Below are 25,915 nucleotides of genomic sequence, written 5' to 3'. Positions count from 1 at the left end.
CGCCCCCGTCACCAGGTGAAGCCCGGGTTGACGTGCATGCAGGCCGAGTCGTCGGCGCCGTTGAGGGCCTCCGCGGTCTTCGGGGTCGTGTCGTCCTCCTCGGGCGCCCTGTACGCCGTACCCTCGCGCCAGTCGGCGCCCACGACGAGCGTGACCCCGGAGACATCGGTCGACTTCTTCACCGAACTCATCGGAATGCCCAGGGACTTGGCGACCGCCTGGGCGTCCCCCTCCAGTTCCGCGCTCGGGTAGCGCACGAGCGTCTTCGCCTCGCTGAGCGACGCGGAACGGTCGGAGACCGCCTTCTCGAAGCCCTTGTCCACCAGCAGGCCGGCCACCGTGCTCGCCCGCCCGCGCGCCGCGGCCAGGCTGTCGGTGCGGGTGCCGTTCTGGACCAGGACCCCGATCTCGTCCTTCGCGGCGGCTCGGTCGTCGGAGGTCTCCTCCGCCTTCTGCGCGGTGGCCTTCTTCGCGTCCTTGCCGTCCAGCGCGATGTCGTCGCGCACCAGCCGGAAGAGCTGCTCGGCGTCCTCGGTGGGCTCCACGCGCGCGCCGACGTACCGGTTCGGCATGGTCGTCATGGTGATGCGCTCCGGCTCGACCTTGCGCAGCTCGTTGCTGAGGTCGTAGAGCTTCTTCACGGTGCCGAGCCCCGAGTCGACGGTGAGGGCCTCGGTGGCCTGCTCGGCGAGCTTGCGCAGCTTGTTGGGGCTGCTCAGGGTGGCGTTGGCGCGCAGCTCGCGGACCATCGAGTTCATGTACATGTGCTGGGCCTTGGCTCGGGCGAGGTCGCTGCCGTCCTCGAAGCCGTAGCGGGTGCGCAGCCACTGAAGGGCCTGCTCGCCCTTGACGGAGGTAGTGCCCTTCTCCAGCTTGAGGCCCGAGCCGTGCCCCTGGCTGTCCCGCGAGTGGATGTTGGCGTCCACGCAGACCGGCACGCCGCCGATGGCGTCGGCCATGGACACCACGCCGGCGAAGTCGACCATCACGAAGTGGTCGATGTGGATGCCGGTGAGCTCCTGCCAGGTGGCCACCGTGCAGCCCGGGCCGCCGTGGCCGAGGCTCTGGTTGGTCATCACCCGTCCGTCGCTCGCCGGGTACACCTTGCCGTCGTCCGGGTCGGTGCACTTGGGGATCTTCACCAGGGTGTCGCGGGGCATGCTGACGACCGAGAGGTTGGTGCGGTCGGCGGACAGGTGCAGCAGCATCTGCACGTCCGCGAGCGGAGTGGAGCCGAAGGTCTCCCGGGCGCCGCCGAGTTCCTGGTTCTCCTTGCTGTCCCGGGCGTCGGAGCCGATCAGCAGGATGTTCAGCGGGGTCTGGCCCGCGGCGTTCGGCGTCGGCTCGGCGACCTTGTTGTCGCCGAGGTTCAGGTCGTCCTGCTCGATGTTGGAGTTCAGGTGCCGGTAGTAGAGGTAGCCGGTCCCGCCCGCCGCGAGTATCAGCACCGCGAGCGTCGCCGCCGACCATCTGAGCAGCCGGTGCTTGCGCGGCGCCCTGCGGCTGCCGTGCCCGCCGTCCCCCTCGGTCGCCGGCGCCGCTTCCTGCACGCTGTATTGCGTTGTCAACGTTCCCGTCCTCCCCACCCACCCCACCGGATCCGCGGTCATGCCACGGGCCCGCCGTACGTCTTAGACATACGACGGGGCCGTGAGGTTGCCCTGTGAACCTGTGCGAGACCTGGGCGCCGGCTCGCGGTACCCCGTGAACCCCGGCCGGCTCACCGCGTCCCGGCCGCCGTGGAGCTCAGCTGGCGCACTGCTTCTTGTCCGCCGTGGACTTCTCCACGTCCGGTGCGGACGCCGTGGCGGAGTTCAGCTTCACGCCCGCGCCCTTGAAGTCCTTGCCCAGGGTGAGGGTCATGGCGGGCAGGCCCTGGGCGTTGGTGACGCTCTTGCCGGGCTTCAGCGCCGAGCCGGACAGCCCCATGATGTCCGCGAGGCGGCGGGCCTGGTCGGCCTGGTCGGGGTCGTACTCCAGGGTGGTCCTCGCCAGAGCAGCCTCGGCGTTGCCCGCGTTGTCGGACTTGGTCACGCCCGCCTCGGTCTGGAGGTAGGCGAGCTGCTGCTGTGCGCTGCCGGCGGCCGCACCGCCGTTGAGGATGCGCACCCGGACGTCGGACGCGGCCGACCTGGTGCCCTTGAGCCGGGCCGCGACCGCCGCCTTCTCCTTCTTCTGCTGCGCCTTGACCTCGGTGAACGAGACGTCGTTCTTGATCGCGTCGAAGATCGGGGGCGCCTTCGTCTCGTCGACGACCACCGTCGCCTTGATCGTCTCGGCGGGGTTGTCCTTGACCGGGACGGTCAGGAAGCTGATGTTCTTCGTCGGCACCTTCTTCAGCTCCAGGGCGATGTCCTTGAGCGTGCCGACCTTGCCGATCGCCTGGTCCACGGTGAGCGCGTTGGTCGCGGCCTCCGCCAGCTTCAGCAGCTTGGCGGGGCTGGTGAGGGTGTCGCCGGAGGTCATCTTGCGCATCAGCGAGCCCAGGAACTGCTGCTGCACCTTGATCCGGTCCAGGTCGCCCTCGTTGCCGAAGGCGTGCCGGGTGCGCACGAAGGCGAGGGCCTGCTCGCCCTCCACCTTCGACTCCCCGGCCGGCAGGACGAGCTTCGACTTCTTGTCGTTGACGGCGTTCTCCACACAGACCTCGACGCCGTCCACCGCGGAGGTCAGGGTCTTCACCGCGTTGAAGTCGGCCATCACGAAGTGCTCCGGCTTGATGCCGGTGGCCGCCTCCACGGTGCGCATCGTGCAGCCCGCGTCCCGGCCGCTCTCCCCGAGGCTCCGGTTGAAGCGGACGCCGTCCTGCCCCGCGACGACCGACGTGGAGCCGTCCTCCTGCTTGGTCTCGCAGTCCGGGATGTCGACGATCAGGTCGCGCGGGATGCTCAGCGCGGTCGCGTTCGTCCGGTCCTTGGAGACGTGCAGCAGGATGTTGGTGTCCGCGTGGCCCACGCTGCCCGCGTCGCCGTAGCCCTCGTTGCCCTCACCGGTGCGCTTGTCGGTGCCGATGATGAGGATGTCGAAGGCCTCGTCCTTGCTGAAGCTGCTCGCGGCCGCGTCCCCGACGTCGGTCGTGCCGACGTTGCCCTCCAGGTGCTTGAGGTAGAAGTACCCCGTGGTGGCACCGGCGACCAGGACGAACGCCATCGTGCCGCCGGTCCACAGCAGCGCCTTCTTCGCCTTCGACTTCTGCTTGACCGGCCGGCGTCCGCGCCGGCCCGGCGACGGCTCCTCGGGCGGCGCGCCCCGGCGCCTGCGCGGCGGCGGGACGTCCCGGCCGGGGGCCACGGGGGTCGTCGTACGACCACGCGGTGCTCCCGGCCGACCCGGTGCGGGCGCCGATCCCCGCGGACCGGGAACGGGCGACTGCGCTGCGGAAGGGGCCAGTCGCAGTTCGTACTCACCGGTGTTCGGATTGAGCACCCACTGGTCTGCGGGGTCGACGTCGTCCGCCCGCCCACGGCCTTGTGCGTCCACGGTTGTCCGAATCCTCCGTCAGGGCCACGCGGCGATCGCTGGATCGCTCACACTATCCGCCCGATCGGGCCTTGAGCGACGTGAGTTGTTCCCGTGCCGATTCCGTGAGCATGTACGTACGCCCGGCCCGCTCCGTTCGACTACCAGCGGTACACCGAGTACACGTCCATGCACTGTCCGGTGTCCGAGCCGTTGATGGCGTCCGCGTTGCCCGGCACGTCACCGGCCTTGGCCTCGGACTGCTTCGGATACACCGTCCCGGTGCGCCAGTCGGCGCCCACGACCAGGGTGACCCCGGAGACATCGGTCGACTTCTTCACCGAACTCATCGGGATGCCCAGGGACTTGGCGACCCGCTGGGCGTCGCCCTCCAGGTCGGCGCTCGGGTAGCGCACGACGGTCCGTTCCTCGGAGAGCCCCGTCGTCGCGTCCTTGGACGCCTGTGAGAAACCTTTTTGCACGAGCGCGGCGGCGATCGTGCCGGCCTGTCCGCCCACCGGGCCCTGCGTCGAGGTCCCCGTCGCGTTCTGCACGAGGACACCGATCTCGCCGTCCGGGGCGGAAGGGGCCTTGGTGGGCCCGCTGTCCTTCTCCCCGCCGGACCCCTTGCCCTTCTTGTCGAGGGGCACGTCGTCGCGGAGCATCTCCCACAGCTTGTCGGCGTTCGCGCCGTCCGGCACGACGTGGTTGCCGTCCCGCGGGTCCTCGACGTTCGGCATCGTCACCGAGGTGATGCGGTCCGTCGGCACCGACTTGAGCTGCATGCCCAGGTCGTAGAGCTCCTTGACCGAGCCGATCTCCTCGGACACCTGGAGGGACTTGGTGGCCGCCTCGGCGAGGCTCATCAGCCGCGGGGTGTCGGTGAAGACGTTCTGCCCCTTCAGCGTGCGGATCATCGAGTTCAGGTACATGTGCTGGGCCCTGGCCCGCATCAGGTCGCTGCCCCAGGCGTGCCGGGTGCGCAGCCACTGGAGGGCCTGCTTGCCCTCGACCTTGTGGGTGCCCGCCGTCATCTTCAGCCCGGAGCCGCCCGGCACCGCGGCCGTCGGCCGGTCCCACACGTTCTGCTTCACGCAGACGGAGACCCCGCCGATGGCGTCCGCCATCCGCACCACGCCCGAGAAGTCGATCGTCATCCAGTGGTCGATGTAGACGCCGGTGAGGTTCTGCCAGGTGGCGAGCGTGCAGCCGGCGCCGCCGCGGGCCAGCGAGGTGTTGATGATGTCGGTGGTCGCCGGGTAGGTCTTCCCGGTGTCCGGGTCCGTGCACTTGGGGATGTCGACCCGGGTGTCGCGCGGAATGCTCACCATCGCCGCGCTCTTGCGGTCCGCGGAGAGGTGGATGAGCATCTGCACGTCGCCCAGCGGCGGGTTTCCGCGGTTGTCCCGGCTGCCGCCGAGCCGCACGTTCTCGTCGGAGTTACGGCTGTCCGATCCGATCAGCAGGATGTTGAGCGGCGTCTGCCCGGCCGCGTTGGCCTCGGTCCTGCGCGCCTTGGAGTCACCGCTGCTGCGCTCGCCCTTGCGTATGTTGCCGTTGAGATGCTGGTAGTACAGGTACCCGGCGCCGGCCGCGCCGAGTATCAGCACGGCGAGCGTGGCCGCCGACCATCGCAGCACCCGGTGCCCGCGTCTGCCGCGCCGCCGCCCGTGCCGGCTGCCGCCGTCCCCTGTGCCCCCGCTCCCGCTGCCGCCGCCCCCGCCTGCTTCCCGCGGGCCTGGAGCGGGCCGGGAAACCGGCCGCGCCCCCTCCTCGTGCACACCGCTGTGCGCCATCCCCTGTCTCCCCACCCTCACACCGAACCGACGAAAAGACCTGCCGTACGACCGGTTAGACGCACGACAGGCCCTTCAGGTCACCGCAGAGCCGCAGAACCGGCTCTCACTTGGCGCACTCGACCTTGTCGGCCGTGGACTGCTGCACCCCCTCCGGTGCCTTCGTCGCCGTGGTGAAGGAGACCCCGGCGCCCTTGAAGTCCTTGCCCAGGGTCAGGGTCATCGTGGGCAGGCCCTGCGCGTTGGTGACACTCTTGCCCGGCTTGAGCTGCGCCCCGGACAGTCCCAGGATGTCCGCGAGGCGGCGCGCCTGGTCGGCCTGGTCGGGGGCGTACTCCAGGGTCGTCTTCGCCAGCGACGCGTTCGCGTTGCCCGCGTTCTCCGACTTCAGCACGCCCTCCTCGTTCTGGAGGTACTCCAGCTCGGCCTGCGCGCTGCCCGCCGCCGCACCGCCGTTGAGGATGCGCACCCGCACCTCGGACGCGGCGGACTTGGTGCCCTTGAGACGGGCCGCCGCCTCGGCCGCCTCGGCGCTCTTGGACGCCTTCGCCTTCTTCTTGACCTCGGTGAACGACACGTCGTTCTTGATCATGTCGAACACCGTGGGAGCCGTCGCGTCGTTGAGGACGACCGTGGCCTTCACCTTCTCCGCCGGGTTGTCGACGACCGGCACGGTGGTGAACGTCAGGTTCTTCACGTTCAGCTTGCCCAGTTCGAGACCGAGGTCCTTCAGCTTGCCGATGCTGTCCAGCTGCGAGTCGACGGTCAGCGCCTTGGTGCCCGCCTCCGCCAGCTTCAGCATCTTCGCCGGGTTGGTGAGCGTGTCGTTCGACTTCAGCTTGCGCATCAGCGCGCTCAGGAACTGCTGCTGGAGCCCGATCCGGCTCAGGTCACCGCCGAAGCCGACCGAGTGCCGGGTGCGCACGAACGCGAGGGCGTCCTCACCGGAGATGGTGTGCTTGCCCTTGGACAGCTTGAGCTTGGAGTCCTCGTCGTCGATGTCCTTGGCCAGGCAGACCTCGACCCCGCCGACCGCCGTGGTCAGCGTCTTGACCGCGTTGAAGTCGGCCACCATGAAGTTGTCGGCCTGGATGCCGGTCAGCTCGGTGACCGTTCGCACCGTGCAGCTCGGGGTGCGCTCGTCCTGGCCGAGGCTGGTGTTGAAGCGGACGTTGTCCGAGCCCGGGATGACCTTGGTGCTGCCGTCCTCCTGGGTGGTCGGGCAGTCCGGCACGTCCACGATCAGGTCGCGCGGGATGCTCAGCGCGGTCGCGTTCGTCCGGTCCTTGGAGACGTGCAGCAGGATCGTGGTGTCCGCGTGCCCGACGCTGTCCTTGTCGCCGTAGCTCTCGTTGCCCTTGCCGGTGCGCTTGTCGGTGCCGATCAGCAGGATGTTGATCGCCTTGTCCGACTGGAAGCCGCCGGTGCTCGCGCCGTCGTCGGAGACGGAGGTGATGTTCCCGTTGAGATGGCGGATGTAGAGGTACCCGCCGCCCGCGGCCGCGATCAGCACGAAGGCCATCGTGCCGCCGGTCCACAGCAGCGCCTTCTTCGCCGTCGACTTCTTCTTGACGGGCCGGCGTCCGCGCCGCCCCGGCAGCGGCTCCTCGGGCGGCGCGCCCCGGCGCCTGCGCGGCGGCGGGACGTTCCGGCCGGGGGCCACGGGGGTGGCCGTACGACCGGAGGGGGCGCCCGTCCTGGCGGACGAGGGCGCAGATCCACGGGGACCGGGAACACCTGACTGCGGTGCGGAAGGGGTCAGTCGCAGTTCGTATTCACCGGTGTGCGGGTTGAGCACCCACTGGTCGGCGGGGTCGATTTCGCCCGCCCGCCCACGGCCTTGTGCGTCCACGGTTGCTGAATCCTCCGTCGGCCGGATGCACCGGATCGCTCACACTAGCCGTCCGATTCGCCGACAGGTTACGGCGGTGACGCATTCCACGTCCCTACAACCGGGCAATCCGCCCATTTGCCCGGACACCGCTTCGCCACCTTGGCGAACGCTTTACTCGCAGGTGTCCTCGGCGGCGGTGTTGCCGCGGAACGCGGGCACCCCTTCGCCGTTCTCGGATTCCCCACGGGGTTCTTCGTCCCGGGAATGTTCTGAAACGGTGGGGGCTTTCTCCGTCACCTTCACCGGCGCATCCTTGCGCAACTGTTCGAAAAGGCGCCGGGCCTCGGGTTCGACGAGTTGATCACGATTGGCGTCGTACACGTAGGACTCCCGCGGCACGGTGAGGAATTGCACCCGCCCGGCCGGGATGTGCCGCAGGCCGCGCACGAGTTCGTACAGCCCGCGCAGACTCGCCAGCCCGGGGTCGGTGGTGAGCGAGGAAGTCGCCGCGTCCAGCACGGGATAGAGCTTCACCGGATTCAGCAGTACGTCATTGCTCTGCACCTTGTTGACGAGCGCCCCGAGAAAGCGCTGCTGGCGGTCCATCCGGTCGGTGTCACTGCCGTTGCCGAGGGACTTGCGGGCGCGCACGTAACCGAGCGCCTCCTCGCCGTCGAGCGTCACCCGACCCGCCGGGAGCCGCAGCTTGGCGGCCTTGTCGTCGATCGGTTCGGCGAGGCAGACCGCGACCCCGTCGACGGCGTCCACCATGTCCTTGAAGCCATGGAAGTCGACGACCATGTGATGATCCACGCGAATGTTCGTGAGTTTCTCGACGGTACGGATCGTGCAGGCCGAACCGCCCTTCTGGAACGCGTAGTTGAACATCGCGAACATGGGCTCGCTGCGGGTCCCGTCCCGCCCCAGACAGGCCGGCACGTCCACCATCAGGTCCCGCGGCAGGGACACGGCCGTCGCGGTGCGCCGCCCGGCGGCCAGGTGCAGCAGGATCGTGGTGTCCGACCGCTCGGTCCCGGAGTCCCGGCCGTACCGGCCGTTCCCGTCGCCCGACCGCGAGTCGGACCCGATCAGCAGGATGTTCTGCGCGTCCTTGACGAGCGAGGTCGGCCGGTCCTTCTCGTACCGGGCGAGCTCGGCGGCGGCGGCCTCGTCCGCGGTGATGTTCCCGTCGAGCTTGGCGTACAGGGCCCACCCGGTGCCGCCGGCCGCGGCGGCGACCACGGCGACGACGAGCCCGCCGCACCGGACCCGCCTGCGCCGGCGCCGCCGTATGAGCCCCTCCCCGCTCGCCGACGACCCGGCGCCGGGCCCGAGGGTGCCTGCGCTGTCGGTCACGACGGGTGCCCCCTCACGGCGTAGGCGCACAGCTCCTGTCTGCTCCTACGACCATGGCGTGGGCGGGCCCCCGGGGCGCCCCGTGCTGAGCCGTCCGGGTGAAGCGGTGCGGCCGGTGCCCTCCGGCGGTCCGGCCCGGCTCGGTCACCCGGACGCGATTCCGGCCCGGCCCGGTCACCCGGACCGCGATCCCGGCCCGGAACTCCGACCTGGCGGCGGCCCGCCGTCCCGTGGCAGCCGGCGCCCGGTGTCCCGCGCGGCCTCACGGAGGGGTCCGCCGGCCCCGCTCAGCGGCGTACGGCGGTCACCCGCTCGCTCTCGATCCGCTGGGCGAGGGCCTCCTCGCCCAGCCGTTCCAGATTCCGGCACAGCACGACGGACCCCCCGTTGGCGAGCGGCCCGTACAGCCCGGCGTTCAGCCCGTCCCACGTGTCGTACGGCAGTCCCGACAGCACCCGGTCCCGCGTCCCCTCGGCCCGGGCCCGCTCCACGAGCTCGGCCCCGCTGAACTCCCGCCCCGCCACGACCAGCGCCGGCTCCTCGGGGTCCACCGGGGCGAACGGCGCGAACCGGTCGCCCTGGCCCGGCACCTCCACCGCGTAGTCGACGAACCCGTCCGGCGGCTGCGGGAACCGTCCGCCCAGCGGCCGCAGCGCCAGCGCGACCCGCTCCCCGGAGCAGGCCCGGGCCGCCTCCAGGGTGTCCGGCCCGCTCACGACGACGTCGGCCGCGGCCGGATCCCCGCCGACGTCCGCGACCACGCCCACCGACGCGCACGCCAGCAGCCACACCGCCGTCTGCCAGTGCGCGGGCAGCAGCAGCGCGACCCGGTCGCCGGGCGCGGCGGCCAGGTCGCCCTGGAGGAGGTTCGAGGTCTTGGCCACCCAATTGGCGAAGGTGGCCACGGACAGTTCGACGCGTTCGCCCGTGGCGTCGTCGTAGAAGGTCACCAGGGGGCGTCCGGGGTCCGCGGCGAGCGCGGAACGCAGCAGGTCGGCAGGGGTGCGATCGGTGGCGTTCACCCGCGAAAGCGTACGCGGGCGCGCGGCCGGACACCTCCGCGCGGGGCCACCGGTTCGGCGCAACGGCTCCCGACGGTCCGTCAGTTCCCCGATGGACAGATTTATATGACTATGTCCAGGATCGGGGGCATGCGTGGACTTCTTGCTTCCTCGGTCGGCGTCACCTGCGCGGCCGCCCTCGCCCTTCCCCTCACCTCGCCCGCCGCCGCGGCGAGACCGGTGTCCCCGGCAGCCGTGAGACCGGCGCCGGGCGCGGAAGCCCTCGGGGCCACCCAGTCGCTGCCCCTCGCGCCCCTGGCCTCCAGTGACCGCACCCTGGCCCCGGCGGCCGAACAGGGCCTGCCCCGCCGGGACGTACGCCACTTCTCCCTCGTGGGGGTGGTCTGGGACGATCCGGACGCCGTACTGCACGGCAGCGTCCAGGTCCGCACCCGTGCCGCCGGCACCGACACCTGGTCCGGCTGGCAGGACCTGGAGACCCACAACGACGACGCCGCCGACCCCGGCACGGCCGAGCGCACCTCAGGCCGCGTCCGCGGCGCCACCGCGCCCCTGTGGGTGGGCGACTCCGACGGGGTGGAGGTACGGGTCCGCGCCGAGGCCGACCGCAGGACCGAGGACACGGCCCGCGGCTCCCGTACGGCGACCACGACCGGCCCGCTGCCGACGGGGCTGCGTCTGGAACTCGTGGACCCGGGGGAGAGCGCACCGGCGCCCGCCCGCCGGGAGAGCGCGGCCGGCGCACCCCACCGCGCCCTCGCACCCCGCTCCGCGCCCACCGCCGAACCCGCCGAGGCCCTCGCCCGGATGGACGCCTCCGCCGCCAACGCCGACCTCGCCGACCTCGGCGCCACCGAGATCCCGGCGCTGGACCGGCAGCAGACCGAGCAGGAGCTGTTCGCCCTGCGTGCGGGGGAGCTGACGGACCGGCAGCGCGCGAAGCCGTACATCGGACCGCGCCCGCGTATCGTCACCCGGCGCGGCTGGGGGGCCGACGAGAGCCTGCGCGAGCGGGGCTTCGTCTACACCAAGAAGGTCAAGGCGGCCTTCGTGCACCACACGGCGTCCGGCAACGGCTACCGCTGCACCCAGGTGCCCTCGCTCATTCGCGGTATCTACCGCTACCACGTCAAGAGCATGGGCTGGCGCGACGTCGGCTACAACTTCCTCGTCGACAAGTGCGGAAACATCTACGAGGGCCGGGCGGGCGGGGTGGCGAAGCCGGTCCTCGGCGCCCACACCCTCGGGTTCAACTCCAACAGCATGGGCATCGCCGTCCTCGGCAGCTACGGCTCCAAGAAGCCGCCCGCCGCCGTGACGAAGGCCGTCGCACGGCTGGCCGCCTGGAAGCTCGGTCTCCACGGCGCCAACCCCAAGGGCAAGACGTATCTGAAGTCCGGCGGTGGCAACCTCTATCCGAAGGGTAAGAAGGTACGACTGAACGTGATCTCCGGCCACCGGGACGGCTTCGCCACGGAGTGCCCCGGACGGCAGCTCTACCGCAAGCTCGGGTCCACCCGCACGACAGCCGCCCGTCTCCAGGGTCGTTGACGGTCGCTGAGGGCCGGGGAGAGTTCGTACCACCCGTTTCACCGCCGTCGGGGGGCAGGCGCGCATGCCGCACGGTCTCCGAAGGTGCCGCACCACGGTCTGCATAAACTGGCCGGTCGAAAGACAGTTCGGGCCGGTCCCGGCAGGAAGCGGAGACGACAGGTGACAGAAGCGATCCTCCTGGTCGGCGGCAAGGGCACGAGGCTGCGACCCCTCACGGTCCACACCCCCAAGCCCATGGTCCGTGCGGCCGGCGTCCCCTTCCTCACACACCAGCTCGCGAGAGCGCGGGCGGCGGGCGTCGACCACATCGTCCTGGCGACGAGCTACCTCGCGGAGGTCTTCGAACCGCACTTCGGCGACGGTTCGGCCCTGGGGCTCCACCTCGAGTACGTCACCGAGGAGGAGCCCCTCGGCACGGGCGGCGCGATACGCAACGTGGCCGCCCGTCTGCACTCCGGCCCCGACGACCCGGTCCTGATCTTCAACGGCGACATCCTGACCGGCCTGGACATCAGGGCCCTGGTGCGCACCCACGAGACCACGGGTGCCGACGTCTCCCTGCACCTCACGAAGGTGACGGACCCCCGGGCCTACGGACTGGTCCCGACCGACGACACCGGCAGGGTCCTCGCCTTCCTGGAGAAGCCCCAGACCCCCGAGGAGATCGTCACCGACCAGATCAACGCCGGGGCGTACGTCTTCCGCCGCTCGGTCATCGACACCATCCCGCGGGGCCGCCCGGTCTCGGTCGAACGCGAGACCTTCCCCGGCCTCCTGGCGGCCGGGGCCCACCTCCAGGGCATGGTGGACTCGACGTACTGGCTGGACCTGGGCACGCCCGCGGCCTTCGTGCGCGGCTCGGCCGACCTGGTCCTCGGCCGGGCCCCCTCACCCGCGGTCCCCGGCCGCTGTGGCGACCGCCTGGTCCTGCCCACGGCACGGGTCGCCCCCGATGCCAAGCTGACGGACGGCACGGTGGTCGGCGAGGGCGCGTACGTCGCGGAGGGCGCGCGCGTCTCCGGCTCGACGATCCTGCCGGGCGCGGTGATCGAACCGGGCGCCGTCATCACCGACTCCCTGATCGGCACGAGGGCCCGCGTGGGCGAGCGCTCGGTCCTCACCGGCACCGTCATCGGCGACGGCGCGGTCATCGGCGCCGACAACGAACTGCTGGACGGCATGAGGATCTGGTGCGACGCCAGAATCCCGGCAGGAGCGGTCCGCTTCTCGTCCGACCAGTGAAGCGGTCCGGGCCGTAAGACCCGGCCCCTCCGGGACCGTGAGCTGCTCGGGTCCGTCCCAGCCCCTCCGGGACCGTGAGCTGCTCGGGTCCGTCCCAGCCCCTCCGGGACCGTGAGCTGCTCGGGGCCGTCCCAGCCCCACCGGGACCTTGAGCTGCTCCGGTCTGCCCCCGGCCCTTCCGGAGCGTGAGCTGCTCCGGTCTGCCCCCGGCCCTTCCGGAGCGTGAGCTGCTCCGGTCTGCCCCCGGCCCCTCCGGAGGATCGCAGCCCCGGTCCGCACGCAGCCCCTCCGGCGTTTTGAGGAGCGGGGGTCCGGGGGCGGAGCCCCTGGGAGCGGGGTCGAAGGGGCGGCAGCCCCTGGGGGAGGGACGGGCAGGGGCGGCGGGGGCGAGGAAGACGCGACGGCGCCCCCGTCACAACCTCCCGATGTCCCCCCGAGTCATCCGCGGCGCCCGCCTGGGAGGCGTACGCCCGCTCAGCAAGATCAGCCGGGCCGCCCGATGCCGCTGCCCCGCATACGGCTCCAGCAACGACAACATCGCCGCGTCATCCGCGTCCCGGTCCCCCGCGAGCGCGAACCCCACGATCCCCGGCAGATGCAGATCCCCCACGGTCACCGCGTCCGCCGCCCCATGACTGCGCTGCACCACCTCCGCCGAGGTCCACGGCCCCACCCCCGGAACCACCTCCAGCCGGGCCTGCGCGGCAGCAGGCGACATCCCCACCGCCTCCTCCAGCCGCGCAGCGACCCGCACGCACCGCAGAATCGTCGAGGCCCGCTTGTTGTCGACCCCGGCCCGGTGCCACTCCCACGACGGGATCAACGCCCACGTCCGGGGCGCCGGCATCACCCACAGCCGCCCGCCCGCCGCAGGCCCCGGCGCCGGCTCCCCGAACTTCCGCACCAGCAGCCGCCACGCCCGGTACGCCTCGTCGGTCGTGACCTTCTGCTCCAGCACGGACGGGATCAGCGACTCCAGCACCAGCCCGGTCCGCGTCAGCCGCAACCCCGGCCGCCGGTGCCAGGAGTGCGCCACGACCCGGTGCCGGGGCACGAAGGCGGAGGGGTCGTCCGCGGCCCCGAGCAGCTCCGGCAACTGCGTGAGCAGCCACTCGCCCCCCGGCCCCCACGCCTCGCCGCGCACCTCACCGCCGTACACGCACACCCGCAGGGTCCCGGGGCCGGCGGGCGTACGGCTGGCCCGCCACACGGAGCCGTCCGGGAGGGCCCGGAACGTGGGATCCGCCGGGCCCCGCCGAAGCGCCCCGAGCACCAGCCCGAGGTCGACGGGCCACGGCGGCGTCCACCTCCGCACCAGCGGGGCCTCCACCCGGGCCGCCTCCCGCCGCGCGGCGGGCACGACGACCTCACCGCCGCGCACGGTCGTACGCGTGGGCCGGGGAGTGAAACGTCCTGCCACGGATGAAGTCCTGGGGTACGAGAGGAACCGGTGGAAGCCCTACGAGACTAGGCGCAACCCGAGGCCCACCGCCGCACCTCGGCACCTCGGGCGCACGTCACCGCACCTCGATGAAGCTCCCCGCGTCCCGGTCCGGCCGCGGCCGGGGCTCCTGCGCCGGATGCCCCACCGCGACGGCCCCCATCGGATCCCAGTCCTCCGGCAGCCCCAGCACGTCCCGCACCACCTCGCGGCAGAACATGGTGGACGACACCCACGCCGAGCCGAGGCGCTCCCCGGCCAGCGCGACGAGGAAGTTCTGCACCCCGGCCCCCGCGGCGACGACGAACATCTCCCGCTCGGCCGCGTCCCGCCGCGCGTCCCCGTACGTGTGCGAGCCGTCCATCACCAGACAGGGCACGACGAGGTACGGCGCGTTCCGCAGGACGTCGCCGCGCCGCACCCGCTTCGCTATGGACTCCTCGGACTTGCCGTCCCGCCGCAGGTCGGCGATCCAGGCGTCCCGCATGGCGTCCAGCAGCGAGATCCGGGCGCTCTGCGACTCCAGCAGCACGAACCGCCACGGCGTGGTGTGGTGCGGCGCCGGCGCGGTGACGGCCGCGGCCACGGCCCGCCGCACAGCCCCGGGGTCGACGGGCTCGTCCGTGAACGCCCGTACGGTACGCCGCTGGGTGACCGCCTCCCGGACCGCCTCCGAGGTGCCCAGCCGGAACATGTCGTCGCGCGCGTGGCGCACCATGGCCCGCGCCCCCTCCCGGTGTCCGTCGGCCACCACATGCGCCAGCCCGCGCACGACGGCGACGGGCAGCCCGGCGGCCTTGCCCTTGACGAGATCACCGGCGGCGGCCAGTTCGTCGGCCGTCGCCACGACGGTCGCGCCGAGCGGGTTGCCGTACGCGTCCGTCCCGCCCCGCAGGTCGTCCAGCACCCGCACCCCGGCGGCGCCGATCGCGACGTCGGTGAGCCCGGCACGCCAGGGCCGGCCGAAGGTGTCGGTGACGACGACCCCGACGTCGACCCCGAGGGCGTCCCGCAGCCCGTCCCGGATCGCCCGCGCGGACGCGTCCGGGTCCTCGGGCAGCAACAGCACGGTCCCGGAAGGGGTGTTGGAGGCGTCCACCCCGGCGGCGGCCATCACGAGCCCCTGCCGGTTCTCGACGATCCTGAGCGGTCCGCGCCGGGCCACGACCCGCACGGTCTCGGCGTCGATCGCGGCCTCCCGGTCGGCGGCCTCGACGACCCGCCCCTCCGCCTTGGACACGATCTTCGAGGTGACCAGGAGGACGTCCCCGTCGGCCAGCCCCGGCTCGGCGGCGGCGATCATCTTGGCCAGGTCGTCCCCCCGCTGCACCTCGGGGAGATCCGGGACGGCCCAGACCCGGTAGCCGTCGGCAGGTGTCCCGCTCAAGCTCCGCGCACCTCCTCCGCCAGCTCCAGCGCCTCCCGGGCCATCCGCGCGGTCGCGTCGAGGTCGGTCATCATCAGCGGTACGGCGCGGCAGCGGATGCCGGCCGACTCGATCCGCGCGACCGCGCCGGCGTCCACGGTGTCGACGAGCCAGCCGTCCAGCAGCCCCGAGCCGTAGTGCTCGGCGACCGCCGCGGCCGTGGACTCGACGCCGACCGCCGCGAGGACCTTGTCGGCCATGCCGCGCACCGGCGCGTCCCCGACGATGGGGGACAGGCCCACGACCGGCACCCCGGCCTCGGCGACGGCCTCGCGGATGCCGGGCACGGCGAGGATGGTGCCGACGGACACGACGGGGTTGGACGGCGGGAAGAGCACGACGTCCGCCTCGGCGATCGCCTCCAGGACCCCCGGCGCCGGCTTGGCCTGCTCGGCGCCCACCGGCACGACCGCGTGGGCCGGCACGGACGCCCGCAGCCGCACCCAGTACTCCTGGAAGTGCACGGCCTTGCGCTCGCCGTCGATCTCGACCGCGACATGCGTCTCGACCCGGTCGTCGGTCATCGGGATGAGCCGCACCCCCGGCTTCCACCGGTCGCAGAGCGCCTCGGTGACCGCGCTCAGCGGGTACCCGGCACCGATCATCTGCGTCCGCACGATGTGCGTGGCGAAGTCCCGGTCGCCGAGCCCGAACCACTCGGGGCCGACGCCGTACGCCGCGAGCTCCTCCTTGAGGTGGAAGGTCTCGTCGGCGCGCCCCCAGCCCTGCTCCTCGTTGATGCCGCCGCCGAGCGTGTACATCACCGTGTCGAGGTCCGGGCAGACCTTCAGCCCGAAGAGGTGGATGTCGTCCCCGGTGTTGCCGATGACCGTGATGTCCGCCTCCGGCGCGGCCTGCTTCAGACCACGCAGGAAACGGGCACCGCCGATGCCGCCTGCCAGAACCACGATTCGCATGGAAGCCAGTCTTGCAGGCGGCTACGACAACGCGTCATGCGGTTACGGCGTCCGCCCCGGTGCGGCCTCCGCCGGCGGCGCAGCCGACGGGGGCCCGTCCGGCCGCGTCGAGTGCGGACTGGGGGAGCATCGGCATGTCGGTCAGACCCGGGTAGTAGACGTGCAGGCTGACCGCCGGCTCCAGCGCATCGTTGACGACCTCGTGCGCGTACCCCGGCGCGAACACCCGCTGCGCTCCCGCCGCCAGCGAGCGCTTGCCGCGCTCGGTCCGCTCGGTCAGCGCGCCCTCCAGGACGGTGAGGACGCCTGCGGAGCGGCCGTGGTCGTGCAGCCCGCTGCCCTGACCGGGCACCCAGGACAGCAGCCACACCTCGTAGCCGGGTCCGGTGCGCAGCCGGTGGTACCAGCGGCTCGTCGCGTCGAACCGGACGAGGTGGGCCCACTGCGAGCGGTCGGCGGCGATGGAGCGGGCCAGTCCGGCGAACTCGGCGACGGTGGCCGGGTGCTCGCGGGGGCTCTGGAGGAGGTGCGGGACCTCGAGGAGGTCGCCCGCGATCTGGAGGTCGTAGTCGCTGTTCATGGGTGCGGTGGATCCTCGGCGAAGAGTGGGGGGCTGGCTGGGTGTCACGTACCGTCCGCCCGGATCGCGGGAGAACAGGAATGCCCGGGTGCGGGCGGGGCACAAGCAGCCGAGTCACGATGGACTCAGGAGCAGCCGGAGCGATGGGCTCAACAGCTGGAACAGCAACAACAGCTACAGCGAGCGCGGGCAGCACCGTGGGACCCGGCGGTGCGGGTCGAGGTGAGCGCCAAGTTCGCGAGCATGCCCACAAGGACAGCGGCTCACACCTTCACTGTCAACTCGACACCCTGGAAGTGGGAGATGTTTCACCTCATCCGGTCCATCTGGGTGGTGAAAGGTTTGTTCAGGGGCCGACCGGGACACATGGCGCACAACCGGGCGCACGGGCCGTGAGTTCACCGTGACTTCCACACGGGCGTACGGAACGAGTTCGAACTGATGGGCGTCCTTCCCCGTACAGGTCCGCAAGGCCCGGTGCGACTCGGCAGCCCTTTCGGGTCTCGTCTGCTTGTCAAGGTTTATGCCGATTTGAACACTTTCAGCAAGGCCTTGGTTCCGCAGAGTGAATAAGGGGCCCAATAGCAGATCTCGGCTTGACTCGCCCGGAGCAGCACACTTGTAATTTCACTCGTGTCGTTCAGCCGAAATCGGTAACGGCCGTCACACGGGGACGCGAAAGACAGACGAGGGGCGCACATGACCGAGACGGTGCAGCAACTGCTGGTCGACGACGCGGACGAGGAACTCGGCTGGCAGGAGCGCGCGCTGTGCGCCCAGACCGACCCCGAGTCCTTCTTCCCGGAGAAGGGCGGCTCCACCCGCGAGGCCAAGAAGGTCTGCCTCTCCTGCGAGGTCCGCTCCGAGTGCCTTGAGTACGCCCTCGCCAACGACGAGCGCTTCGGCATCTGGGGCGGCCTGTCGGAACGCGAACGCCGCAGGCTGAAGAAGGCCGCCGTCTGATCCGAGGCAGGCGTCACCGCACTTTTCGTACGCAACCGCACGGCCCGTCGCACCTGGTTGTCCACAGGCGGCGGGCCGCCGTCTTGCCCAGCCGATAGTGTGGGCGCTCGTCCGAGACGCCTCGCCGCCCCCTCAGGGCACAGGCGTCCACCGCAGTCCACCGAACCGGGGCCCGTACCTCGATGTCCGTGCACAGCCACACGGCAGCCCAAGACCACGCTGCCACCCCTGAGTTCCCGCGTCACGTGGTGACCGCGGTGCTCGTCTCCCACGACGGCGCCCGCTGGCTGCCCGACGCGCTCGCCGGGCTGCTCGGCCAGGAGCGCCCCGTGCAGTTCGCCCTGGCCGCCGACACCGGCAGCGCGGACGACTCCGCCCGGCTGGTCACCGAGGCCCTCGGCGCCGACCGGGTGCTGCACCTCGCCCGGCGCACCGGCTTCGGCCAGGCCGTCGAGGAGGCCACGCGCACCGCCCCGGTCCTCACCCCGGACGAGCTGCCGTACCTCAAGCGGCCGAGCGGCTGGGACCCGGTCACGCGCACCTGGCGCGACGACGCCTACGACCTGCCGGAGCTGCCGCACGGCGAGCCCGTCCAGTGGCTGTGGCTGCTGCACGACGACTGCGCCCCCGAACCCGGCGCCCTGGCCGAACTGCTGCGCGTCGTGGAGAACGAACTGGAGCTCGGCCGCGACGACGTCGCCGTCGTGGGCCCCAAGCTCCGCGGCTGGTACGACAAGCGGCAGCTCCTGGAGGTCGGCGTCTCCATCGCCAACTCCGGCCGCCGCTGGACCGGCCTCGACCGCCGCGAACAGGACCAGGGCCAGCACGACCACGTCCGGTCCGTACTCTCGGTGTCCACCGCCGGCATGCTGATCCGCCGCGACGTCTTCGAGCAGCTCGGCGGCTTCGACCGGCGCCTGCCCCTCATGCGGGACGACGTCGACCTGTGCTGGCGCGCCCAGGCCGCCGGGCACCGCGTCCTCATCGCCCCCGAGGCCGTCGTCCGCCATGCCGAGGCGGCCTCCCGCGAGCGCCGCACCGTCGACTGCGCGGGCCGCACCACCGCCTCCCCGCACAAGGTCGACAAGGCCGGCGCCGCCTACACCCTGCTCGTCAACACCCGTACCGCCGCGCTGCCCTGGGTGCTGCTGCGGCTGGTCCTCGGCACCCTGCTGCGGACCGTCGCCTACCTCGTCGGCAAGGTCCCCGGACAGGCCCTCGACGAGATCCGCGGCCTCCTCGGCACCCTGCTGCGGCCCGAGCGGATCATCGCCGGACGCGGCAGACGCGGCAAGCCCGTCGTCGACAAGGACGAGCTCCGGCCGTTGTTCCCGCCGCCCGGAGCGACCGTGCGGGCCACGGTCGAGCAGGTCGCGGGCAACCTCTTCGGCGGCTCCGACACCGACGCCTCCACCGCCGGACGCCACGGCGGCGGCATCGAGTCCGGACCCGGCGGCGACGACGCCGAGTTCCTGGAGATCGAGCAGTTCGCCCGCCTCAAGCGCATCGCCCGCAAGCCGGGGCCGGTGCTCTTCCTGGCGCTGCTGCTGGTCGCCCTGGTCGCCTGCCGCAACCTCCTGGGCGGCGGCGCGCTCGCGGGCGGTGCCCTGCTGCCCGCCCCGGCCGACGCGAGCGAGCTGTGGGCCCGCTACGCGGACGCGTGGCACACGGTGGGGGCCGGCGGCACCCCCTCCGCGCCGCCCTACCTGGCGATCATCGCCGCGCTGTCCTCCGTGCTGTTCGGCTCGACCGGGCTCGCGCTGACGGTCCTGCTGGTCTGCTCGGTGCCGCTGGCCGGTTTCACGGCCTACTTCGCCTCCCGGCCGCTCGTCGAGTCCCGCCTCCTGCGCGCGTGGGCGGCCGTCGTCTACGCCTTCCTGCCCGCCGCCACCGGCGCCCTCGCCGGCGGCCGCGTCGGCACGGCCGTCCTCGCCGTCCTGCTGCCGCTCATCGCGCGCGCCGGCGTCGCGGCGGCCGGACTGACGAACAGCACGGGCGCGCGTGGCAGTTGGCGCGCCACCTGGACGTTCGCCCTGCTGCTCACGATCACCACCGCGTTCACACCGATCGTCTGGCCGATCACGCTGCTCCTCGGCATCGGCCTGCTGGTGGTGCGCCGCGGCGACATCACCGCCTACGGCCTGCGCTTCCTGGCCCAGTTCGGCACCCCGCTGCTGGTCCTCGCGCCCTGGTCGCTGACGCTGCTCCCGTTCGGCTTCTTCGAGCAGGCGGGCCTGGAGTACGGCTCGTCCACCGCCTCCGCGCTGGACCTGCTGGGCGCGAGCCCCGGCGGGCCCGGCACCGTCGACGGCCTGATGCTCATCGGCGTGGTGCTGGCCGCGCTGGCCGCCCTGCTGCGCACCGAGCGGCAGTTCGCCATCTGGACGGCCTGGGCGGTGGCCCTGGTCGGCCTCGTCTTCGCGGTCCTGTCCAACGAGTCGACCTGGGCCGGCCCCGCCACCCTCGTCTACGGCCTCGCCCTGCTGGCCGCCGCCATGCTCGGCGCCGACGGGGCACGCGCGCGTGTGGCCGAGCAGAGCTTCGGCTGGCGCCAGCCGGTCGCCGCGCTGATCGCCTTCGCGTCCGCAGCGGGCCCGCTGCTCGTCGCCGCCGGCTGGATGATCGGCGGCGCCGACGGACCGCTGGAGCGCCGCGACCCCGTGCAGGTGCCGGCGTTCGTCGCCGAGGAGAGCGGCACCCGCGACCAGGCTCGCACCCTCGTCCTCGACAGCGACTCCTCCGCCCACGTCGGCTACATGCTGGTGCGCGGCTCCGGCGCCCGCCTCGGCGACGCCGAACTGGCCGCGGCCGACGGTGAGAACGCCAGGCTGGACAAGGTCGTGGCCAACCTCGTCGCCGGCTCCGGCGCCGACCAGGCGAACCAGCTCGGCGGTTTCGCCGTGCGCTACGTCCTCGTCCACAAGGGCGCGCCCCGCGAGGTCACGCGCGTGCTGGACGCCACCCCCGGCCTGACCCGGCTCAGCCAGCAGGACGGCAGCGGACTGTGGCGGGTCGACCAGGAGGTCGCGCGCGCGACGATCGTCGCGAAGTCCGGCTCCGGCCCCGCGACCCCCGTCGCCGCGGGCCCCGTCGACATCCACACCACGGTCCCGTCCGGTGCCGAAGGCCGCGTCCTGCGCCTCGCCGACACCGCCGACGAGGGCTGGACGGCCACCCTGGACGGCAAGCCGCTGACCCGCACCACGGTCGACGGCTGGGCCCAGGGCTTCGAACTGCCCGCCTCCGGCGGCAGGCTGGACGTCACCTTCGACGACCCCTTCACCCACACCCTGTGGCTGTGGATCCAGGGCTTCCTCGCCGTCGTCCTGGTGGTGATGGCCCTGCCCGGCCGCCGCCGCGACGTCGACGACGACCTCCCCGAGGAGCCGGCCGTGCCCGCCCAGGCCGTCGCGGGCGAGGGCCGCCGCGCCCGCCGGCTGCGCGCCCAGGCCGACGCCGAGGAGACCCCCGCACCCGAGGACTTCCCCGCACCTCCGCAGGAGGCCCCCGCCGCGGTCCCCCAGCAGCAGTCCTACGGCGACTGGGACGCCCCGAACCACGCGCACGCCGAGTACGGCAGCTACGCCGGTGACCAGTACCAGAACGCCCAGCAGTACCCGGCGGGCGGCTACGACCAGCAGCCGTACCAGGCGGACCCCTACCAGGGCGGCCAGTACGACCCGTACGCCTACGGCGGGCAGCACCAGCAGACGTCGTACGACCAGACGTACGGCGGCCAGTACGAGCAGCAGCAGTACGACCAGGGCTACGACCCCGCGTACGACCCGGCGCAGCAGCACCCGGGCGCCCCCGGCAGCGAGCGCCCCGACGGGAGTCAGCAGTGAACCGCACCACCGTGTCCCTCATCGCCGGCACCGCGGCGCTCGCCGCCGTCACCGGGTTCGCCACGCTCAGCTCACCGCAGGCCGCCGGCACCGCCGGGACGGCCACCGAGCTGCCCGTGGAGCGCACCAGCCTGCTGTGCCCCTCGCCCAGCACCTCCGACATAGCGGAGACGTCGTACACGTCCTTCACTCCCGTCACCAAGGACGCGGGCGGCGACGGCAAGGCCGCACTCCAGGCGGCCGCCGAGAAGTCGGACGACAAGAGCAAGGGCAAGAGCAAGGGCAAGGGCAAGGGCAAGAAGGCCGACAAGCCTGTCCTCGCGCCCGTGGAGCCCGGCAAGCCCGCCACCGGTGACACCTCAGGCGGCGACGCGCCGGCTCTCGTCGGCACCGCCGAGGGGAAGTTCGCGCCCGGCTGGACCGTCCAGGAGACCACGCAGGTCGCCGCGGGCTCCGGACGCGGGCTGCAGGGCGTCAACTGCTCGGCCCCCGACACCGAGTTCTGGTTCCCGGGCGTGAGCACGGCCGCCGACCGCACCGACTACGTCCACCTGACCAACCCCGACGACTCCGCCGCCGTCGTCGACATCGAGCTCTACGGCAAGGACGGCGCCCTGGACTCCACGCTGGGGGAGGGCATCACCGTCGCGCCGCACTCCAGCGACCCGATCCTGCTGTCCACGCTCACCGAGGAGAAGCAGGAGAACCTCACCGTCCATGTGAACGTCCGCAGCGGGCGCGTGGGCGCGGCCGTGCAGGCGCTGGACGACAAGCTCGGCGGTGACTGGCTGGCCGCCTCCACGGACCCGTCCGGCAGCCTGGTGCTGCCGGGCATCCCGAAGGACGCCACCGCCGTGCGCCTGGTCGCCTTCACGCCCGGCGACTCCGACGCCGACCTGAAGGTGCAGCTCGCGTCCCCGTCCGGCCTGATCACCCCCGCCGGCAACGAGACGCTGCACGTGAAGGCGGGCATGACGGCCTCGGCCGACCTCGGTGACGTCACGCGCGGGGAGGCCGGTTCGCTGGTGCTCACCTCCACCGACGCCTCCGCGCCGGTGGTCGCCGCGCTGCGGGTCGTCCGCGGCAAGGGCGACGACCAGGAGACGGCCTTCATCCCCGCCACCCGGCCGGTCGGCGCGCGCGCGACGGTCGCCGACAACAGCGCCAAGGGGACCACGCTGTCCCTGACCGCCCCCAAGGGCGCCGCCACCGTCAAGGTCACGGCCTCGGCGGGCAGCGAGGGCGGCGAGGCCGTCTCGAAGACGTTCACCCTCAAGGCGGGCACCACGCAGAACGTGGAGGCCCCGGTCCCGACCGGCCTCAAGGGCACCTACGCCCTCACGGTGGAGCGGGTCTCGGGCGGCCCCGTCTACGGCGCCCGCACCCTGGCGGCGACGGAGGACGGCGTCCCGGGCTTCACGATCCAGACCCTCCCGGACGACCGGGGCATGGTCGCGGTGCCGGAGGCGGACCAGGACCTGTCGGTGCTCCAGAAGTAGCCCGGGACGGTCCGTGGGCGGCTCAGTCCTCGCCGTACCGCGGATCGACCGTCTCGGGGGTGAGTCCCAGCAGCTCCGCGATCTGCTCCACGACGACCTCGTGCACCAGCGCGGCCCGCTCGTCGCGCCCCTTGGTGCGGATCTCCACGGGACGCCGGTAGACGACCACGCGCGCGGGGCGTCCCTCCCGCGCGGGAATCGTCCCGCCGAGCGGCACCGCCTCGTCGTTCCAGGTCCGCCCGTCCAGCCGGGGGACCTCCAGGACCAGAAAATCGATGTCGGCGAGCTGCGGCCAGCGCCGCTCCAGGCGCTCCACGGAGTCCTGCACCAGGTCCGCGAACGCCTCCGCCCGGCTCGCGGCGAGCGGTACCTGCGGCGGGGCGATCGGACCGCGCATGCCTCGTCCGTGGCGATCACGGCGGCGGGGCCCGGGGCCGGTGGCGCGGGGCGGTACGGGGTTGTCCATCACTGGTGAAGGGTAATCCTCGCCGCCCTCCGGTGCCCGGCCCCCACGCGCTGTCGGGACACCGTCCGAAACGACGTACGGCCGCCTCGTACGGCGTGTCGGCGGTTGACCATTCCAGCCAAGGTTGGGCTCGATTCCGTATCTCTCCGAGACCGTCGATCGCTAGGCGATTGACATGGTTTGTACCGAGTGGTGATCGGATTCAGGTCGGACCGGCTGTCCGGAAACGGGTGTCCGCGCAGGTCACCGCGGTGTGATCGGAGGGGCGTGTGGGGCGTTTCACAACACGACACGGTGGGGTGACCTGGGGGAGAGTCGTCGCGGCCCGCTCAAGAGTGCGGTACCGTCCAACGTCGTGAGCCCTGTACGTCGCTGTTCGCGCACCGCTTGCGGCCGTCCCGCCGTCGCGACGCTGACGTACGTCTACGCCGACTCGACCGCGGTCCTCGGCCCGCTCGCCACCTACGCCGAACCCCACTGCTACGACCTGTGCGCCGAGCACTCCGAGCGCCTCACCGCCCCGCGCGGCTGGGAGGTCGTCCGGCTCCTCGACGGTTCGGCCCCGGCCAGGCCCAGCGGGGACGACCTGGAAGCGCTCGCCAACGCCGTGCGTGAGGCGGCCCGTCCCCAGGAGCGCGCGGCCGAGGCCGGCGGGGCCCGGCGGGCCGACCCGATGGAGGTCGCGCGCCGCGGTCATCTCCGGGTGCTGCGCTCGCCGGACAACTGAACCGTTCCGCCTGCCACTTGGGCACGTGTTCCGTCGACTGACGCACGCCCATTGACGTTTCGTCGGCGCGGACGCGACCATTCCGTGAGCCGAAGTGAGACATCGCTTTCCGCATGACGGAATCGGGGAGGCGCCCGTGTACGTCCAGGAACTCGAACCCGTCGCCCACTCGCTCGGGCTGTCCGCCCTCGTCGCGGCCCTGCCCCTGGTGATCGTCCTCGTCCTGCTCGGCGCTGTCCGCATGAAGGCGCACCTGGCGGGCCTCACCGGCCTCCTGGCGGCCGCTCTGGTCGCCCGGCTCGCCTACGGCATGCCACTGGGCCAGACCGTCTCCAGCGCCGCCCAGGGGGCCGTCTTCGGCCTCTTCCCCATCCTGTGGATCGTCGTCAACGCCCTGTGGGTGTACCGGATGACCGTCCGCACCCGGCACTTCGACATCCTGCGCCGCTCCTTCGGGCGGCTCTCCGACGACCCGCGCATCCAGGCCCTCGTGGTCGCCTTCTGCTTCGGCGCGCTCCTGGAGGCCCTCGCGGGCTTCGGCGCCCCGGTCGCGATCTGCTCGGTCATGCTCGTCGCTCTCGGCTTCGACCCGGTGCGCGCGGCGGTCGTCGCGCTGGTCGCCAACACCGCCCCCGTCGCCTTCGGGGCCATGGGCACACCGGTGGTGACACTCGCTCAGGTCACCGGACTGCCCCTGGACGACGTGGCGTCCGTGGTGGGCCGTCAGACGCCGTTGCTGGCCCTCGTGGTGCCCCTCGTCCTGGTGCTCCTCGTCGACGGCAAGCGGGGCCTGCGCGAGACCTGGGTGCCCGCCCTGGTCTGCGGAGTGGCCTTCGCCGTCGCCCAGTTCGCGGCCTCCAACTACGTCTCCGCCCAACTGGCCGACATCGGGGCGGCGCTGGCCGGCGCGGGCGCCCTGGTCGCCGTGCCACGCGCACGCGTACCGGCCGACGAGTCCGTACGCGCGTCCGTGCTGACCGGCGCGCGCAGCGAGGACCTGGACGAGACCGACCCGCGCGGCGAAGTCCTGCGCGCCTACGCGCCGTACGCCCTGATCGTCGTGATCTTCTCCGTCGCCCAGGTCCCGGCCGTCAAGGACTGGCTGGCCAAGGCGACCCGGACGTACGACTGGCCCTTCCTGAACGTCGTGGACCCCGACGGCGATCCGGTCGGCGGCAACGTCTTCACCTGGCCGGTCGTCTCCACCGGCGGCACCCTCGTGCTGCTCGCGGGAGTCCTCACGGCCCTCGTGCTCGGCGTGCACGCGCGCGGGGCGGTGCGTGAATGGGCGGCCACCGTCCATGAGTTGAGGTTCGCGATCCTGACCGTGACGTCCGTGCTGGCGCTCGCGTACGTCATGAACCTCTCCGGACAGGCCGCCACCATCGGCCACTTCGTGGCCGCCGCGGGCGCGGGCCTCGCCTTCCTGTCGCCGGTCCTGGGCTGGTTCGGGGTGGCCGTCTCCGGCTCCGACACTTCGGCCAACGCGCTGTTCGGGGCGTTGCAGGTGACCGCGGCCCGCGAGTCCGGCTTGTCGCCCGAGCTGCTGGCGGCCGCCAACAGCTCCGGCGGCGTGCTCGGCAAGATGATCTCGCCGCAGAACCTCACCATCGCCTGCGCGGCCGTCGGACTCGCGGGCCGCGAGGGGGACCTGCTGCGCAAGGTGCTGCCCTGGAGCCTCGGACTGCTGCTGGTGATGTGCCTGATCGTGGTCGGGCAGAGCTCACCCGTACTGGACTGGATGCTGCCCTGACCCCCTGGACGCCCTCTGACCTCAGATAACGGCTG

18 protein-coding genes are annotated in these 25,915 nt (G+C 72.3%); 7 read left to right on the top strand and 11 right to left on the bottom strand.

Annotated features, from left to right (window positions below; translation table 11 throughout):
* Positions 1–8: 8 nt before the first annotated feature.
* From ACIQJT_RS35895 to ACIQJT_RS35870, 6 genes are all read right to left on the bottom strand, one after another.
* Positions 9–1,610, bottom strand: coding sequence for an LCP family protein (locus tag ACIQJT_RS35895; RefSeq protein ID WP_402649941.1), 1,602 nt, complete (start codon positions 1,608–1,610; stop codon positions 9–11).
* A 136-nt stretch (positions 1,611–1,746) separates the two neighbouring features.
* Positions 1,747–3,480 (bottom strand): LCP family protein, encoded by a 1,734-nt coding sequence (locus ACIQJT_RS35890; RefSeq protein WP_402649940.1) that lies wholly within the window; start codon positions 3,478–3,480, stop codon positions 1,747–1,749.
* A gap of 140 nt (positions 3,481–3,620) precedes the next feature.
* Positions 3,621–5,255: an LCP family protein gene (locus ACIQJT_RS35885; RefSeq protein ID WP_402649939.1), complete on the bottom strand. Its 1,635-nt coding sequence runs from the start codon at positions 5,253–5,255 to the stop codon at positions 3,621–3,623.
* A gap of 106 nt (positions 5,256–5,361) precedes the next feature.
* Positions 5,362–7,107, bottom strand: coding sequence for an LCP family protein (locus tag ACIQJT_RS35880; protein ID WP_365451720.1), 1,746 nt, complete (start codon positions 7,105–7,107; stop codon positions 5,362–5,364).
* 153 nt (positions 7,108–7,260) lie between these two features.
* Entirely contained in the window at positions 7,261–8,445 is a 1,185-nt protein-coding gene (locus tag ACIQJT_RS35875) for an LCP family protein (RefSeq protein WP_402649938.1), read from the bottom strand.
* 287 nt (positions 8,446–8,732) lie between these two features.
* On the bottom strand, positions 8,733–9,467 hold the full coding sequence (locus tag ACIQJT_RS35870; RefSeq protein ID WP_365451716.1) for a TIGR03089 family protein: 735 nt from the start codon (positions 9,465–9,467) through the stop codon (positions 8,733–8,735).
* Positions 9,468–9,596: 129 nt separating this feature from the next.
* On the opposite strand from ACIQJT_RS35870, the gene ACIQJT_RS35865 reads away from it, so the two are divergent.
* Positions 9,597–11,018, top strand: coding sequence for an N-acetylmuramoyl-L-alanine amidase (locus ACIQJT_RS35865; protein ID WP_365451714.1), 1,422 nt, complete (start codon positions 9,597–9,599; stop codon positions 11,016–11,018).
* Between the two features lie 162 nt (positions 11,019–11,180).
* Complete coding sequence (locus ACIQJT_RS35860) at positions 11,181–12,263, top strand: NDP-sugar synthase (protein ID WP_365451712.1); 1,083 nt, start codon at positions 11,181–11,183, stop codon at positions 12,261–12,263.
* Positions 12,264–12,675: 412 nt separating this feature from the next.
* Here ACIQJT_RS35860 and ACIQJT_RS35855 read toward each other — a convergent pair whose 3' ends face one another.
* The 4 genes from ACIQJT_RS35855 to ACIQJT_RS35840 all read right to left on the bottom strand — a co-directional run bounded on the left by ACIQJT_RS35855 (position 12,676) and on the right by ACIQJT_RS35840 (position 16,627).
* Positions 12,676–13,683 (bottom strand): DNA-3-methyladenine glycosylase 2 family protein, encoded by a 1,008-nt coding sequence (locus ACIQJT_RS35855; RefSeq protein ID WP_365451710.1) that lies wholly within the window; start codon positions 13,681–13,683, stop codon positions 12,676–12,678.
* A gap of 97 nt (positions 13,684–13,780) precedes the next feature.
* The gene (locus tag ACIQJT_RS35850) at positions 13,781–15,091 is read right to left on the bottom strand and encodes a coenzyme F420-0:L-glutamate ligase (protein ID WP_402649937.1); all 1,311 of its coding nucleotides are present in this window, start codon (positions 15,089–15,091) and stop codon (positions 13,781–13,783) included.
* Complete coding sequence (gene cofD, locus ACIQJT_RS35845; protein WP_053847692.1) at positions 15,088–16,047, bottom strand: 2-phospho-L-lactate transferase; 960 nt, start codon at positions 16,045–16,047, stop codon at positions 15,088–15,090. The genes ACIQJT_RS35850 and cofD overlap by 4 nt, the downstream gene beginning before the upstream one ends.
* Positions 16,048–16,081: 34 nt before the next feature.
* Entirely contained in the window at positions 16,082–16,627 is a 546-nt protein-coding gene (locus ACIQJT_RS35840; protein ID WP_402649936.1) for a cysteine dioxygenase, read from the bottom strand.
* A 699-nt stretch (positions 16,628–17,326) separates the two neighbouring features.
* Between ACIQJT_RS35840 and ACIQJT_RS35835 the strand changes: the two genes are divergently transcribed.
* From ACIQJT_RS35835 to ACIQJT_RS35825, 3 genes are all read left to right on the top strand, one after another.
* Positions 17,327–17,590: a WhiB family transcriptional regulator gene (locus ACIQJT_RS35835; RefSeq protein WP_020137941.1), complete on the top strand. Its 264-nt coding sequence runs from the start codon at positions 17,327–17,329 to the stop codon at positions 17,588–17,590.
* 182 nt (positions 17,591–17,772) lie between these two features.
* A complete protein-coding gene (locus ACIQJT_RS35830) occupies positions 17,773–21,435 on the top strand; it encodes a glycosyltransferase (RefSeq protein ID WP_402649935.1) in 3,663 nt (1,220 codons plus the stop codon).
* Complete coding sequence (locus ACIQJT_RS35825) at positions 21,432–22,934, top strand: DUF5719 family protein (RefSeq protein WP_402649934.1); 1,503 nt, start codon at positions 21,432–21,434, stop codon at positions 22,932–22,934. Before ACIQJT_RS35830 ends, ACIQJT_RS35825 begins: the two co-directional genes overlap by 4 nt.
* A gap of 22 nt (positions 22,935–22,956) precedes the next feature.
* Here the strand turns inward: ACIQJT_RS35825 and ACIQJT_RS35820 are convergent, their stop codons facing one another.
* On the bottom strand, positions 22,957–23,400 hold the full coding sequence (locus ACIQJT_RS35820; protein ID WP_078959810.1) for a metallopeptidase family protein: 444 nt from the start codon (positions 23,398–23,400) through the stop codon (positions 22,957–22,959).
* A gap of 355 nt (positions 23,401–23,755) precedes the next feature.
* Here ACIQJT_RS35820 and ACIQJT_RS35815 point away from each other — a divergent pair, with 355 nt between their 5' ends.
* Both ACIQJT_RS35815 and ACIQJT_RS35810 read left to right on the top strand, forming a co-directional pair.
* Entirely contained in the window at positions 23,756–24,127 is a 372-nt protein-coding gene (locus ACIQJT_RS35815) for a DUF3499 domain-containing protein (protein ID WP_020120748.1), read from the top strand.
* A gap of 136 nt (positions 24,128–24,263) precedes the next feature.
* Positions 24,264–25,880, top strand: a complete 1,617-nt coding sequence (locus ACIQJT_RS35810) for an L-lactate permease (protein ID WP_402649933.1) — start codon at positions 24,264–24,266, stop codon at positions 25,878–25,880.
* The last annotated feature ends 35 nt before the right edge of the window (positions 25,881–25,915 follow it).

It is taken from the genome of Streptomyces sp. NPDC091972 (assembly GCF_044756385.1).
In the GTDB taxonomy this organism is placed as follows: Bacteria; Actinomycetota; Actinomycetes; order Streptomycetales; family Streptomycetaceae; genus Streptomyces.
The sequence above is the reverse complement of the archived record's forward strand: the minus strand, read 5'-3'. Positions and strand labels throughout refer to the sequence as shown.